Here is a 15,248-nt window from a genome sequence, read left to right as displayed (position 1 = left end):
AACACCTGCCCCTGTTTCTTAATATTGATTAATTATAGATAATGTACAACTAATACCCAAGATAATTAAGAACTGTTTAATATATTTTATCAAATAGATTAATGAGAAATATTTATTTAGTTTCATTTATTTCATCAAAATTTCAAACATCCACTTTAAATCTTCATCATTTGTTGGCATAATCTCTAATTTGTGATTTTCTATAGCATCTATCATAAGTTGCTCCTTTTGCATTAGGCGATCATATATCCTTCGATCTAAAGAAAACTCTCCATCAGGTGCCATAAATATATTCTGCATAAAATAATACTGAGTATAATCGTCTTCTCGTAGACCTAAACGGTGTATACGATCTTTAGATTGTAATAAATGTACTAAATTAAAGCTATACTCAAAATAAATAGCATCATGGCACGTCTTATGTAATGATACTGATTCTGCTAAAGTATGTGGATTAGTTATGAGTACTTTTGTAGATCCTTCTTTGAATCTCTCTATAATTTCTTCACGTTCCATCGAATCTACTGAACCAGATATTATTTCTGATTTAATTTCTGCATCATCAAGATAAGCCTTAAAATTATCCATCGACTTTCTAAAGATACACCAAACTATCACATTCTTATTTTCTTCGACTAATTTGTTAATTAACTTTAGAGTTCGTTCAGTTTTAGATGTTATATTTATTGATTTCACTAAGGGCTTTATTTCATTTGAATAATCAATATAGTCAATTCTTTCGATGTCCTCATTTGTATATTCCAAAATTTTCTTATACTTTTCAACATCAATAGTTTGCAATAACATATTTGGATCGCTTTCTAACTGCAAGAGCCTAATAAATAATTCAAAACTACTTTTTCTATGTTTGTTAAACAAAATTTCAAACAATCTATTTTCAGCTTCTGTCGGGAATATATTAATAATAATATCTTCATTGGGTTCAGGCACATTAAGCTCTTTTTTATTTGTCCTGCAATAGAAAGGCTGAATTTTATCATTTATATTAAGTATATCTTCTTCAGTAGGATTTTTTAATGTACTCATGCTAAATCTAAAAAATTGATTATAATCATCTGGGTATAACAAATTCAGAAGTACATTGATATCTTGATAACCATTTGGAATTGGCGTCCCTGTCAATGCAACCACATAATGTGCGACTTTAGCTATATTAAGTGAATAACCGGCTCTAATTGAATTAGGATTCTTTACTCTATGTACTTCATCAAAGACAAGTATTGTTTTATCATCTATTAAATCCACTAACTCATTTCCAATACCTTCTAATGCTTCATAATTCACTAATATCAAGTTAGCATTACCACTATCATACTTTAGAGCTATCTTTTTATTTTTGACATTTTGTAAATCTAAACTTACTCGTTTTATATTTTCTCCAAAACATACATCAAATTCATCTTTCCATGATTTAAATGCATTCTTTGGGCCAATCATAATAATTCGTTTAACATCTTTCATTGCCATTAAATAAGCAAACATACCTAATACACTTGATGTTTTTCCGGAGCCGGGTACTGAGAAATTTCCTGACTTTTGTATAAACGTCATGAAAAATGCATCCCACATTTGTTTTTCACGTAATTGACGTTTCATATTTTGATTTACTATGCTTTTAAACTCTTTATATTTCTCAAAATATCGCTCATCCTGATTTCGAATATCATTTCCAATGGTATACTTTTTTTCTATGTACGATTCAAGTTGATTAATATATTCGTATACTTTCTCATCTACTTCTAAGACATCACAATATTTATTAATAACTTTTTCAAACATTTTAATAATATCTTTAATTCTTCCGTAATGAATATCTTTTTTGAGGTGAATTGTATCACCATTGATAGCTTCAACGAACTTTTTTAATTTAAGTTTATATGTCCTATCTTTAACAATGTCTTTCATATCAATGTGATCTATAATAATTTTTAACTGCTCGTCATTAATTGTGAATAGACTCATCACCTGTCACCTCATTTTTAAAGCTATTGATGGTATCATCAAGTTGAATTAATGCATCCAATAACTTATGATATCCTTCATCATTTAATTTCTTTACAATATTCGTGTCTATACTTTCTATTGCTAAAATTGCTTTTTCTATTTGGGCAGCAGGTGAATTTAACGTCTTATTTTTCTTTAACCGCTCTTGGTACTTTTCAAAACCTTCTAACATCTCTTCTTTAATTTCTTCTTGAGCGCGAACATGCTGATTAATAAACTTCGTATTCACTTCTTCAGCTTCATCAATTTTTTCAAGCACTTTTTCTGTTAAGTCTAATTGATGTTCAATAAATTCATCTTGATATGTACTATTGATAATATTTTTGAAGTCACGAATATATCGTGTAATATCTCCTTTAGGTTTCATTAGTATAGAAGCAAAAATAATGTTCTTAATGTCTTCCATAACTTCTTCATCTTTTGCTTTTTTCAATACTGTTTCAATCTCACGTATAGGTCCTTCAATCTCTAAGTCACGTGCCACATGATATTGCTCTGGCATATTTATAAATTCCAGGAACTCAACCATCAGTTCAGCTCGTTTAACCATGTCTTTTACTTCTTTTAATTCCATACTAGTGGTCTTTGCATACTCTTCAACTGATACAAGTTCAGTTTGTACTACATCTTTGTAAATACCAACTAGTCTATCTACAGGATTATAACCTACACGCTCTTCTCTTCCATGTTGCAAATATAATTCTAATAATTTAATTGCTTTTTGATCACTTGTAATATCTTTTTCTAATACAATAGCTTCAATGTATCCTGTTTCATTCTTTTCTTTCTCAATTTCTCTTAAACAAGTGAATCGTCTATTACCATCAATAATTCGACCATCCATAAGTATGACAGCTGGAACTTCTTGACCAATTAATTCAATATTTTTTTTAGTTGACTTAAATGCCTTCTCATTACTCTTAATGATAAATTGTGATACGATTTCATTATATTCTTCTCTATTAGCAATATTCATTTCTGAAACTTCATTATCAAATTTATACTTACTTATCCAACTTGCAATTCTATCATTTTGATCATTGTAGTATAAATCTGTTAACTTTATTTTGTATACTTGATAACTATCTGTATGTCCATCTACTGTTAATTTTTCTTTTCTATCTAACTTGATTACGTCATTTAAGTTTAGTTTTTCCATCAACTTAGCTCCTCATAATAATAATCACTATCTATATATATTTTCTCCATAGTCTCATTATAATACATGTCACATTCTTTGACTTTTTCTAGAATAAATGAACGATTAGTATTGATATTATATTCTTCGCTTAAATAATATAGAAGATCATTAATGTCAAACGATCTATTCTTTTCTATTATTTGTTCTAACAAATCGGTGAAAGAATTAATCCTTTCATATTTTCTGATTAATACAGTTCCACCAACAGACAAAGATTGTATTCTTCTATTATCTTTGTCTCTTCTGAACATTGACTCGTAAAAACGTAATCCAAAACCATAATTATCAAATATAGTTTCTTCTAAATCTTTCAATATTGACTGTAAATCGTATATTTTATTCTCTTCTAGTCGATTCACTAATTCATTAATAAATTTATCAATAACTTCTTTCGTCATCTCATTTTTATCTAGACGCTTAGTTGAAATAAACTTTTCTGTCTCAAATTCAATATATTTTTCTTCTTCTACTAATTTTTGAGTATAAGTTCTAAATGTCGTTAGATTTTTAATTCGATAGGATAACATTGAGATATTAACTATGTCTTTATTGAAAATATTTAAATTTATAAATTCTCTCATTGAAATATACTTCTCAGGAATTATATATGAACTTTGCATTTTGTAACCTAACTGTTTAAAGACATATTCTGTAGCTATTAATTCATGTCCCGTATGTTTAACATATTTTCTTTTAATATCATCAATAAAATATAATTTATCCTCATTAATATTCGAAGATAGATAATTGATATCTATCTTTGATAAGTAATCATCATCTATATAATAAGTTCCATTTTGCAAATAAGAATCTATGCACTTTAAATCTCCATTAGCGAGTAAGGAATCTTGACTGAATCCATATATAGAACAAAATTTTTTAATAAACTCAATTTGTGTTATAGGTGCTAGTTCAATTAATAATTCTAGTACTTGATATTCAAAATCAGCATTCCCTATGGCAATATGAGGGTTCCTTCTCATAGCTATTTTTATATCTCTGTGTTCAACAGTTCTACGAATGATATTGTGTAATTCATATTGATCTTTTATTGCATAAGTTTGCATCAGATCCGAGTTATTTTTAAATAAAGCAAGTACTGATATTTCTTTATCTATAAAGTCTTCAATCTTTAAGTTGTCGTAAAATGCATCCCAGTCGTATTTTGAAAATGGATAATACTTGACGCTTCTTCGTGGATAATTAATACAATTATCTATCCGTTCAATGCTATTTTCAAAAGATGCTTTATTATTAACTTTTAAGTTTTCATTTAACGCAAATTCATCTATAAACTGAAGATATAAATCATGTAAATCTTCGATTTTAGTAGGTTCATTACAAAAATATTTGATTAAATACATCAAAATGTCATGTTTACTTTTTCTTATTTTTTCGTTATCAATAATAATATAATTTCTATTCAAATAATTTTTCAATCTTTCTACAATTGAATCTTCTAAGTGAATATTTTCATCATTTAACAATAGTTCAATATCTCTGTTGCCTTTATTATAACGATTTTGTAAATAATAGTATTCAACTGGTTCTATGTAAAATATATATTCAAATATCTTTTTCGGAATATCATAATGTTCATAAATATACTTGTACCTATCTTCAAAGAGACTTTCAGGCAATTTATTAAAGATTTTCTTGAGAATTTGTCTTACCCGCTCCCGCGTTACTTTAACTTCTACTCCGATTTCTTCTAAAGTTTTTCCGGAAAGTCTCGAATTAATAATAAATCGTTCTTGTTCGTTTTCCATAAAGTTAACTACGTTCTCTATCTTACGTGGCTTTATGTTAACAATATTATTTTCATTAATAGAAAATGTTTCATATTTAATTAATATATTTATTATTTCACTTATAGTTATATCGTGAACTGCTGCAATATATTTTTTTCCTAACTCATCATATGTTAAATGTTTGTTATCAGAATAGATATTCATGAATATTTCGAAGGCATAGGGGAGGGTCTTTTTATAATCTGCTAGTTGATTGACAAAATTTTTACTTAGCATTAATAATTCTAATTTTTTAAATGAAATATTATTTACTATAGTTTTGTCTAGATATTTTGCTATTGATAAGAACACTTTTTCGTTTTTAGTTTTAAGTACATTGTTTTTATAGTAATTGAATACATAATTTATTGGCTCTGCAAAAACAAAAAAATTTTCATTCTTAATAATTATTTTATCAATAATTAAATATTTTAATTTTAAGTCAAAAGAAGGAGTAAGATAAAATTCTTTATCAATATCTTCATATTTTAAATTCTTTAATTTAGAAATATCATTTAGTTCAAACTTTTTTATTATATCTCTGAATTTCCCATCGATTTCTGGATATTTCAAATTCATTTTAATAGATGTAGTACTGTTATTTAAAAACATCAATTGTGTTGTTTCGTTTAATTTTGATTCTAATAAATCAATAATTTTGACTGTTTTACCACTTTTCCATGAATCAAATAAGCTATACATTTCATTTTTATTGTCTTTGTTAACTATTCTTTTTATTTGATTAATTATTACAATATCTTCCTTACACAAAGATATATTCGCAATATCTATAGAAAGAACATCTGACGGTTCTTCTATATTATAGAGACTAAGTTTTTCTGTTCCGTCATGACTGATAAATTGTGCTAAATCAAAGTTAGTGGATTTTGTATCTTTTAAAACCATTTCCTTCATTTTAATTAACTCATCAATTGTTTTTTTACCAGCATTATTAATATTTGTTATAGCAGTATTTGATAATTCAGCAATTTTTTGTCCAGATAAAATATTTTCTTTTATTAATATATTCAGACTTCTATATGATAAATGCTGGCATGCAAAAATAAAAAAGTTAACTTGTTCTATTAATTCTTTATTTTTTGAGATTTCTTGTTCTTCTAATGCATGTAAAATAGCTTCTTTTGATCTTTTAGGAATTTTCTCTAGAAAATGTGACGACTGAATATCTTGATAATCATTTAATTTTGAGATAGATATCATCTTATGTACAGATAGCAACCCATTAAATATCGATGTCTCTTCCAATATTAAGTCTCCTTATCATTACGAATATCGTATAAAACTATTTAAACTTTATTATTGTTAAACTACTTTTAAGAAACCGTTTTACTTACATTATATACAAATATGTAATATTTTAATATATAAATTACATTAATCACTCTAGACAAAACTGATTTCTGTATTGCTGATTTGATATTAGTTTTATTGATGTTCAGCCCTCGGCTCTCTTATATCAGTACATTTACTTTCGGATAGATGTGTTCTGAGCAATCCTCCAGTTTCTTCAAGCCACTGTCGACTTCCATCCCTTTCATAGGTAAGGAACTGTATCGATGAAGATGTCTGAATAGGCTGTGGTGTATTCCAGTACTCTAAGGTCGAAGTTAGTTGCTTCATCGTATGAGATGACATTGAACCGGTCCGGTATACTCGCTGCTTTGAAGATGCCATCAAAATCTTTTTTGTTGATGGAGCCATTGTTTAGTTCGATAATCAGAATCTTCTCTTTCTCATTAAAATGATACTATTCTTCTTCTCTACTTCCAGTTTATAATTCACTTTGAATATTTCTATATATGTATATAGTGCAGTTCTCCATAATTGCTTTTGAAGAACAGAATTAATTACTTATGTATTTAGGTATTATCCAAACATTCAGGTCTTGAGTACATCACTGAGCTCCCCTATCTCCTCCGGTCCCACCTGACAGCAACCCCCGATAATCTTCACACCCTGCTCCTTCCATCTGACAGCCGCTTCCACGAGCGAACTATCTTCCTGATCAATCCAGATTTTCTTCTCTGCGTCATATGTTCTGCCGCCGTTCGGATAGAGGATAAGTGGATGCTTACTGTCTCTCAGAAGACCTTCGAGCGCTGCATCGATGACTTTGACGCTCGTACAATTGACGCCGAATACAGAGACGTTCTTTATCGTATTAACGACGTTGCATGCTTCTTCAAGCTTTGTTCCGTCAGACAGATGAGCGCTATCTTTCAGCGTAATGGACAGCCAGCATTCGATGTCAGTATAGTCTGCCAGCAGCGTCTTGATTGCCTTGATCTCCTCTAGATTCGGGATGGTTTCAAAGGCAAAGACCGTGATGCCTGCTGCTATTAGTATATCCAGCCGTTCTTGATGATAATGAATATAGTCTTCCGCTGTCACTTCGTAATCACCCGTATACTCTGCACCGTTGCCGAGCATGGCGCCGTATGGTCCGAGCGAGCCGGCGACGATTGTCTGGTCTGTCGCGGCACGTCTTGCAAGTGTCACTGCTTGCTGCAGGTAGTACACTGCATCATCTCTTGTCAGTCCGCTGTTCAGAAATGACGGCACGGCTGCCTGGTAAGTATTGGTCAGGATGATGTCTGCGCCGCTGTCGACAAAAGCCTTATGGACTTGATACACCGCTTCCGGCTGATGCTTGATCAAGTTCGATGACCAGAGCGGGTGCTTGACGTCATAGCCGAACTGTTCGACGGTCGTGCCGAAGCCGCCGTCGAGGAGTGTGATGTCCTGCATCAGTTTATCTTGCAGCTTCATGAATCTCATGTCCTTTCCTGTATTTGACGTAGTAATGAATCAGGCCGACGATGATGCAGAACGGCAGGCCGATGAGTGTTGCAAGGCGCTGGTTGGGATCGAACAGCACGCCGATACATGAGATCAGGCATAAAGTGAAGCCTGTCACCGGTAAGATGTATGATGAGCGGTTTGCCACGCCTGTTGTTTTAAGCTGATTGATGCGTGACAGGCAGATGCTCATCCAGACGACGACCACCGCAAAGCCTGCGACTGAGACGAGGACAAGATAGACAGTCGTCGGTGCGATGACGCTCGATAACAGACTCAACAGCGCGCCTACTAAGCTGATCACTGTGGCGTTGACCGGCATTCCGTTCTTGCTCAGTTTCTTTGCGACCGGCAGGATGTTGTCCCGTTCTGCCAGACTCCACAGCATTCTGCTCGCAGCATAAAGTCCTGAGTTCGCGGCGGACAGGAGTGCCGTCAGGATGATGAAGTTCATCATATCGCCTGCGTACGGGATGCCGACGCTATCCAGAATCGAGACAAACGGGCTTTCCAGGAGACTTGCTTGATCCGTCGGTAATAACAGCACCATGATGACGATGGTACCGATGAAGAGTAAGGCGAGCCGCCAGACGGTCGCACGAATGGTCTTCGGGATGACATGTTCAGGATTTTTCGTCTCGCCTGCTGCAATCGCGATCAGCTCCGTGCCGCTGAACGCATAGTTGACAGCGAGCATCGTGATAAAGATACCGAACAGACCATTCGGTACATCGAATAACTGCTCGCCTGCCGTGACAGGCTCGAGCGATGACGGCAGCACGTTGAACAGAATAAGCAGGCCGATCAGCATGAAAGCGATGATTGCAAGCACTTTGATGAGTGACAGCCAGAACTCCGCTTCGCCGTAGATCCGGCTCGACGTCATGTTGACTGCGATAATGATGACGATGAATATGAGACTGAACAGCCAGACCGGAAAATCCGGGAACCATTTCTGAAACAGAATACCGCCTGCCGTGACCTCGGAACCGATTGCAATGGTCCAGCACAGCCAGTAGCTCCAGGCGACGACGTGACCGACAGACGGATGGATATAAATGTTTGCATATGTATGAAACCCGCCGACATCCGGGTGCTTGACTGCCAGTACTCCGAGACACTTCATCACAATATAGACGAGCAGTGCGCCGACGAGGTAACTGATGACCGTGCCGATCGGTCCTGCCTGCTGAAGTGTATAGCCGGTGCTGAGGAACAGTCCCGTGCCGATCACCCCGCCGAAACTGAGCATCATGACGTGCCGCTGCTCTAAACCTCTTCTGAACTCATTAGACATTGCAATTTCCTCCCATAAAAAAATACCCCTCTGAAAAAGAGGAGTACTAAAGTATACACTCATATTCCAGGCGAACCTGTTGGAGTTAGCACCGTGCATAAGCCGGTTGCTGAGACTTCATAGGGCCAATTCCCTCCGTCTGCTCTTTATAAGTTATTTAATTGTTTATAAGCATACACGAGAAAGAATGAAAGGTCAATGGCATAAACTCCTAATCCTAGTTATAATGGAGTCAAGACAATAAGGAGGCGCTTATGACACTATTATTTATTTCACCGGTTGGTTTACTGATCAACTTACTGATTATTGCGATTGTGTTTTTTGCCGTTAAAGCACTGCTCAAAAGATTTCTCTAAACGGCTCCACCAAAAAAAGACGGAGGATGATCTCTGTCTTTTTTATGCCTTACAGCCATTCTATATGGACTTTCTGTATTTCTTCTTTCCCGTCATGCATTTGGAACGTAAGGATCCATAGTGAATGACTCACTGTACCATCTACTCTATTCTCTCGTCTAGAATCAATGATCACAATGTTATGATCATTTCGCTGCACTTTGTGGACAACTTCAAAATCCCAGTATGATAAGTCCTGAAAAGCATTAGCAAATACTTCTTTCATTTCTTTCAGTGAACCAGTCTGTTCCGTGCTGTCTTGACGGACTAAACGAAACACCATCCGTTCAGACGACATCTCTTCAAGTGCATCAAAGTCACGGTTTTGACAAGCTAACAAAAAATTAAAATGACTCATGTTTTACCCCTAATTCATAGCATTATTTCATTTGATGACTGGCGTCTCAACGAGACACTTTATTATAGCAGAGACAATTATAGTAGTGCCAGAGTATTTCTTAAGAAACATAATTGTTACTGAACAAAAAACTCGCTTGTTCAGTAACAAGCGAGCTTACAATGCACCCTGACGGATTCGAACCGCCGACCCCTTGCTTGTCGAGCAAGTATTCTCCCGCTGAACTAAGGGTGCACATATAAGATTTTCTTAATTATAGCATCCCACAGCGATTTAGCCAATACCACTTTCAAAATAACTGTATGCAGCAGCTGATTTTAATAATATATTTTGTCACTATCACAAAAAAATAACCCTGTTGTTGTAACAAGGTTATCAGTCACTGATCAGCCAGCCTCTGCACAAACCGCTCAATCTGCTGCGGTGTCTTCAGGATAATCACGTTCTTATACGGTTCAACTGACAGGAGCATCTTCATAATACCCGGCCGTTTGTCACACGCAGTAAAAAAGCACAGGAGTTACTCCTGTGCTGCCTGCTGACGCTTCATCCGTCTGACATAACGGCCGTCTGTCGGAACGGCCATCAAGTTGAAGTTCTCAGCCAGGTAATCCAGCTGGTGCTGAAGCTGTTCACCGACGATCTCCTTGCCGTGGCCGGTCACTGCGACTCTTGGTTTCAGTGCAGCGAGCCGTCTCACTGATTCCCCTGCTGCTATCCAGTCAGGTGTGAAGTACTGCGGCGGACCTGTCAGCTCTTCTGTCTGCAGGAATACTTTCCGCAGCGATTCCTGCTTGACGTTGACAAACGCATCGCCTGCAATCAGCACGCGGTCTGCCTCGCGGAAAAATGAGACATGGCCCGGCGTATGGCCTGGTGTATGAACCCAGCGGAAGCCCGGCATATAAGGCACTGTGCCGTCTGCCGGCAGTGCATAGACATGATGCTGCAGGTTGATCGGGCGTTTCGGGAAGAGCATCGACATTCTCGCTGCCATGCCGCCGACACCCGGGTCCGGTGATTCATAATATTCCTGACCGGTCAAAAACGGAATTTCACGGCGATGTGCAATGACTGGGACGTTCCAGTCATTGACCAGTTCAATGATGGAACCGACGTGGTCGAAATGACCGTGCGTCAAAATAATCGCTTTCGGCTTAGCACCTTCACCGTATATATCTTCCGCCGCCATCTTGATCTGCGTCGCACAGTTCGGCATCCCCGCGTCAATCATGACAAATTCTCCGGACTCTGGATGACCGACAAAATAGACATTTGCAATCTGGGTCGTATGGCTGAACAAGTCAGGCAGCACTTCTTTTGTCCGCCCGCTTGATAATGAAGTGACAGGAATCGCTTTATAATCTTTACCGTAATGCATGTTATGATTCATCTGAATTTCCCCCTTATCAGTTATCGCTCTTTCACTATTCCCAAATATCCGCCGGTTAATCACCGAACAAAGAGAACAGTCATGTACTCGTGCATGACACTGACGTCCGACAGATGATCAACCGTTGCCAGACTGTTCGTTTAGTGTTAGGCTGTTAGTACAACTGAATAATTGCTGGAGGCGCTCTAAGTTTGAGCTGAGAGGATATTATCCGACTCTTTGAACCTGATGTGGTTAGAACCACCGTAGGGAAGCATAATGATTTGATCGTATTGATATGACTATACAATCCTTCAGCATCTTATGCTGGGGGATTTTTTTATGGAAAGGACTGCATATATGATTGCGATTACCGATAATCTGCTTGAGACGCAGCTGCGTGACCAGCTGCTGCGTATTGAACCGGTCATTTCAGGAGTCATCCTTCGTCTGCCGTGGCACGAGGAGCGGCTTGCTGATTTCATTCAGCTGCTCCTTGACGGCGGGTTCAATAAAGACAAATTAATCATCCATAGTAACTGCCGCCTGCTCGAGCACTATCAGCTCTCCCGTATTCACTTCCGGGCGGGCGATCCCAAAGGCTTTGACATGAAGAAATCCCGGCCGGACGTCACTGTCAGCATGGCTGTTCATAGCGCTGCGGAATGTCCGGCATTGAAAGCAGCACAGATTGACTACGGCATTTTCAGTCCGCTGTTTGCTACGCCGTCAAAACCTGGAGTGCAGCTCAGAACAGATGAAGAAATAACGCAGGCATTAGCTGCCGGGCTGCCGCTTATTGCGTTAGGCGGCATCACAACAGAGACCGTCTCACAGCTGCCTTCAGGTTTTGTCACTATTGCAGGGATCCGGTTGTTCCAGCAGGATAATGCGACGCTGCAGGCGATTAAGGAGGTGCTGTTATCAAAACGTATGACTTAATTATCATCGGTGCCGGAGTAACGGGCTTATCCATCGCCCGCCAGCTGCCGAAAGATATGTCTATCGCTATTATTGACCACAACACAACAGGGCTTAACGCCTCTTATGCTGCAGGCGGCATGCTCGGTGCGCAAAACGAGTTCTCCCGTGACACTCCGCTTTACCGACTGTCGCTGGAAGGCCGCCGCATGATGCCTGACGTTATTGCAGCGCTTGAAGAAGAGACCGGTATAGCTGTCCATTTACAGCAGCATGGTTTACTGAAGTATTTGAGCAGCGATGCAGACCGCGGCAAGCTGCAGCAGCAGTATCAGTTTCTCAAATCTCATGACCCGGACATCCAGCTGCTGGGTCACGAGGAATTACAGCGGCTGATACCAGAGCTGTCAGCCAGGGAGAATTCAGCGGGCATCTTCATTAAAGACGACGGCCAGCTGGACGTCTCCTGCTATGTTCCCGCGCTGCGGCAGTCGTTAAGTCACGTCACCTGGATTGATGGTGAAGTACTGTCGGTGTCACATGGTTATACAGTCGTGGCCGACAACAACAGCTATATCGCCCCGCAGCTCGTCATCGCTGCAGGCGCCTGGTCAGGTGACCTGCTCGCTCAGCTGGGCATCGAGCTCCCGGTGGACGGTATGCGCGGTGAAGTCTGCTTAGTTCATCAGCCGGACTTAACCATCAGGCAGACGATCTTTGGTACGAACGGCTGTTACATCGTACCGAAGCACAGCGGGCACTACTTAGTCGGCGCAACGAGCTGCCGCGACCGCTTGCACAAAGTGACTGCAGCAGGAAAGGACTGGCTGCTGACGACAAGCCGCGAGATGATCCCGGTCTTAAGTAACGGCACAGTAGTCAAGCATTACAGTGGCGTCCGGCCTTATACACCGGCACTTTATATGGATGAATGTCTGCCCGGCTTATTCACTGCCTGCGGTCATTACCGAAACGGCATTCTTTTGTCAGCAGTGACGGGTCACTATATGGCAGAGCTGATTCAAGGCAGACGCCATCCATTGCTTGAACATTTCACGATTAAGGAGGCAGTTTATGACACTCACTGTGAACGGTGAACAATACACGACAGCGGCAGCGACAATCCGGGCGCTGCTTGACGAGCTTAATGTTGATGATGACCGTGTGATTGTACTGTTGAATGATGTACCTGTCGCACAAAAACTATGGCTGACAGCAGAACTTGCGGCAGCAGACCGGTTAGAACTATTAGAATTTGTTGGAGGCGGATAACAATGTTTACTATTGGACACTATGAATTTAACTCACGCTTAATACTGGGTACTGGCAAGTTTGACAATGCAGCAGTCCAGTCGCAGGCAATTGAAGCGAGCGGCACTGAGGCGCTGACGTTTGCTGTCAGACGGATGAACCTCTTTGACCGGCAGCTGCCTAACCCGCTGGCAGATATCGACCTGTCCCGTTATATTAAGTTCCCGAATACAGCCGGTGCGAAGACTGCAGCAGAAGCGATCAGAATCGCTGACATTTCGCGGCACGCCGGTATGTGCGATATGATTAAAGTCGAAATCATCGGTCACGACCGCACACTGCTGCCTGACAGTATTGAAACTTACGAAGCATGCGGCAGACTCCTTGAGCAGGGCTATACGGTATGCCCTTATATTAACTGCGACGTTGTTCTTGCAGAGAAGCTGGAGAAGCTCGGCGTTCATGCCGTCATGCCGCTCGGTGCGCCTATCGGTACCGGGCTCGGTATTAATGACCCGCTGAATATTCGCTATATTGTTGAGTCAGTGAACATCCCTGTCATTGTTGATGCAGGTATCGGTTCAGCGAAAGATGCGGCTTATGCGATGGAACTCGGTGCGGATGCCGTGCTGCTGAACACAGCGGTCTCAAGTGCGGATGACCCCGTCAAAATGGCCGAGGCGATGAAGCACGGCGTAATCGCCGGACGGTTAAGCTTTGAAGCCGGACGTATTCCAAAACAATATGTCGCAAGTCCATCGAGCCCAGTAGAAGGTCTGCAGTTTCTATGAGCCGCTACGACCGGCAGATGAAGTGCGGTGCATTCGGAACACGCGGTCAGTCGGCCTTATCACAGGCAGTCATTATGATCACCGGACTTGGAGCGCTCGGCAGTGCAGCCGCTGAGCAGCTGGCGCGGGCTGGAGCCGGCCATCTTGTGCTATGTGATATGGATATTGTAGAGTGTTCGAATCTGCACCGCCAGAGCTGCTATGACGAACATGATGCATCAAGCGGTGCCTTGAAAGCAGAAGCACTGAAACACCATTTACTGAGAATTAACAGTGAGATTACTGTGACAGCTGTTGCCGAGGAAATCACTTCACTGAATATTGAACGCTTAATCAGTATGTATCATCCTGTGATGATGATTGACGGCACCGATCAGTTCAGCACCCGCTTTCTGATTAACCAGGCATGCCACCGTCATCATATTCCGTGGATTTACGGGGCATGCCTCGGCACAAAAGGCACTGTGGTAGGCATCGATTTCACAGGTCCTTGTCTGTCATGTCTGTTGTCTACTATCCCGGAGACAGGAGAAGACTGCTCAATCGCAGGTATATTGCCGCCTGTCGCACATATGACGGCAGCGATGCAGTGTGCTGAAGTGATGAATTATATGGCAGAAGGCCGCTTCTCCAACCAGCTGCTGACCTTCAATACCGCTGTGATGAAATTCCAGCAGACAAACGCTGCGGCCTTTGCTGACGCGGACTGCCCGATTTGTGTCCACCATCAATACGGCGCGCTTGCAGCACCACCTGCAGCAGTCACTAAGCTGTGCGGCGGCAAATTCCTTGTCAGAGTGCCTGTAGAGCTGTTTACTGACAGCGGGCTCAGCTTCCAGCGAACGTCTCCGTTCTTCAAATATTATCAAGATGACGATTATCAGCTGAGCCTGTTTCATGACGGGCGCGTCATCCTGACCGGCGCTGACAACACGAGCAGCGCTGAGACAACTGTCCGTCAGCTGTTATATAGATAAACGTATGTATGCAAGAGAGAAGCCGAGATAAATATCCCGGCTTCTCTCTA

General features: G+C 39.7%; 12 protein-coding genes, 1 tRNA gene and 2 riboswitches. Of the genes, 5 read left to right on the top strand and 8 right to left on the bottom strand.

Annotated features, from left to right (window positions below; all coding sequences use genetic code 11):
• Nucleotides 1-126: 126 nt before the first annotated feature.
• The 8 genes from KFV11_RS02155 to KFV11_RS02120 all read right to left on the bottom strand — a co-directional run bounded on the left by KFV11_RS02155 (nucleotide 127) and on the right by KFV11_RS02120 (nucleotide 11,279).
• Nucleotides 127-1,983: a DEAD/DEAH box helicase gene (locus KFV11_RS02155; protein ID WP_254250227.1), complete on the bottom strand. Its 1,857-nt coding sequence runs from the start codon at nucleotides 1,981-1,983 to the stop codon at nucleotides 127-129.
• A complete protein-coding gene (locus tag KFV11_RS02150; RefSeq protein WP_254250226.1) occupies nucleotides 1,964-3,184 on the bottom strand; it encodes a hypothetical protein in 1,221 nt (406 codons plus the stop codon). The genes KFV11_RS02155 and KFV11_RS02150 overlap by 20 nt, the downstream gene beginning before the upstream one ends.
• A complete protein-coding gene (locus tag KFV11_RS02145; protein WP_254250225.1) occupies nucleotides 3,184-6,282 on the bottom strand; it encodes a sigma factor-like helix-turn-helix DNA-binding protein in 3,099 nt (1,032 codons plus the stop codon). Before KFV11_RS02145 ends, KFV11_RS02150 begins: the two co-directional genes overlap by 1 nt.
• Nucleotides 6,283-6,915: 633 nt before the next feature.
• A complete protein-coding gene (gene mmuM / locus KFV11_RS02140; RefSeq protein ID WP_254250224.1) occupies nucleotides 6,916-7,806 on the bottom strand; it encodes a homocysteine S-methyltransferase in 891 nt (296 codons plus the stop codon).
• A complete protein-coding gene (locus tag KFV11_RS02135; RefSeq protein WP_254250223.1) occupies nucleotides 7,790-9,133 on the bottom strand; it encodes an amino acid permease in 1,344 nt (447 codons plus the stop codon). The genes mmuM and KFV11_RS02135 overlap by 17 nt, the downstream gene beginning before the upstream one ends.
• 56 nt (nucleotides 9,134-9,189) lie before the next feature.
• Nucleotides 9,190-9,288, bottom strand: a riboswitch (SAM riboswitch).
• A 250-nt stretch (nucleotides 9,289-9,538) separates the two neighbouring features.
• The gene (locus KFV11_RS02130; protein WP_254250222.1) at nucleotides 9,539-9,886 is read right to left on the bottom strand and encodes a hypothetical protein; all 348 of its coding nucleotides are present in this window, start codon (nucleotides 9,884-9,886) and stop codon (nucleotides 9,539-9,541) included.
• Nucleotides 9,887-10,048: 162 nt separating this feature from the next.
• A tRNA-Val gene (locus KFV11_RS02125) sits at nucleotides 10,049-10,120 on the bottom strand.
• A gap of 286 nt (nucleotides 10,121-10,406) precedes the next feature.
• Entirely contained in the window at nucleotides 10,407-11,279 is an 873-nt protein-coding gene (locus tag KFV11_RS02120; protein ID WP_254250221.1) for an MBL fold metallo-hydrolase, read from the bottom strand.
• A gap of 166 nt (nucleotides 11,280-11,445) precedes the next feature.
• Nucleotides 11,446-11,548: riboswitch (TPP riboswitch) on the top strand.
• 52 nt (nucleotides 11,549-11,600) lie between these two features.
• Here KFV11_RS02120 and KFV11_RS02115 point away from each other — a divergent pair.
• Genes KFV11_RS02115 through KFV11_RS02095 form a run of 5 tightly spaced genes read left to right on the top strand, consistent with a single transcriptional unit; the run spans nucleotide 11,601 to nucleotide 15,198 of the window.
• A complete protein-coding gene (locus KFV11_RS02115) occupies nucleotides 11,601-12,200 on the top strand; it encodes a thiamine phosphate synthase (protein ID WP_170234614.1) in 600 nt (199 codons plus the stop codon).
• The gene (locus KFV11_RS02110; protein WP_367305186.1) at nucleotides 12,182-13,276 is read left to right on the top strand and encodes an NAD(P)/FAD-dependent oxidoreductase; all 1,095 of its coding nucleotides are present in this window, start codon (nucleotides 12,182-12,184) and stop codon (nucleotides 13,274-13,276) included. Before KFV11_RS02115 ends, KFV11_RS02110 begins: the two co-directional genes overlap by 19 nt.
• A complete protein-coding gene (gene thiS, locus KFV11_RS02105) occupies nucleotides 13,254-13,451 on the top strand; it encodes a sulfur carrier protein ThiS (protein ID WP_254250220.1) in 198 nt (65 codons plus the stop codon). Before KFV11_RS02110 ends, thiS begins: the two co-directional genes overlap by 23 nt.
• A gap of 2 nt (nucleotides 13,452-13,453) precedes the next feature.
• The gene (locus tag KFV11_RS02100; protein WP_149459808.1) at nucleotides 13,454-14,221 is read left to right on the top strand and encodes a thiazole synthase; all 768 of its coding nucleotides are present in this window, start codon (nucleotides 13,454-13,456) and stop codon (nucleotides 14,219-14,221) included.
• Nucleotides 14,218-15,198, top strand: coding sequence for a ThiF family adenylyltransferase (locus tag KFV11_RS02095; RefSeq protein WP_254250219.1), 981 nt, complete (start codon nucleotides 14,218-14,220; stop codon nucleotides 15,196-15,198). The genes KFV11_RS02100 and KFV11_RS02095 overlap by 4 nt, the downstream gene beginning before the upstream one ends.
• The last annotated feature ends 50 nt before the right edge of the window (nucleotides 15,199-15,248 follow it).

Source organism: Macrococcus equipercicus (assembly GCF_024205945.1).
In the GTDB taxonomy this organism is placed as follows: domain Bacteria; phylum Bacillota; class Bacilli; order Staphylococcales; family Staphylococcaceae; genus Macrococcus; species Macrococcus equipercicus.
Note: the sequence above shows the minus strand (reverse complement) of the source record. Positions and strands in the feature narration are given on the sequence as shown.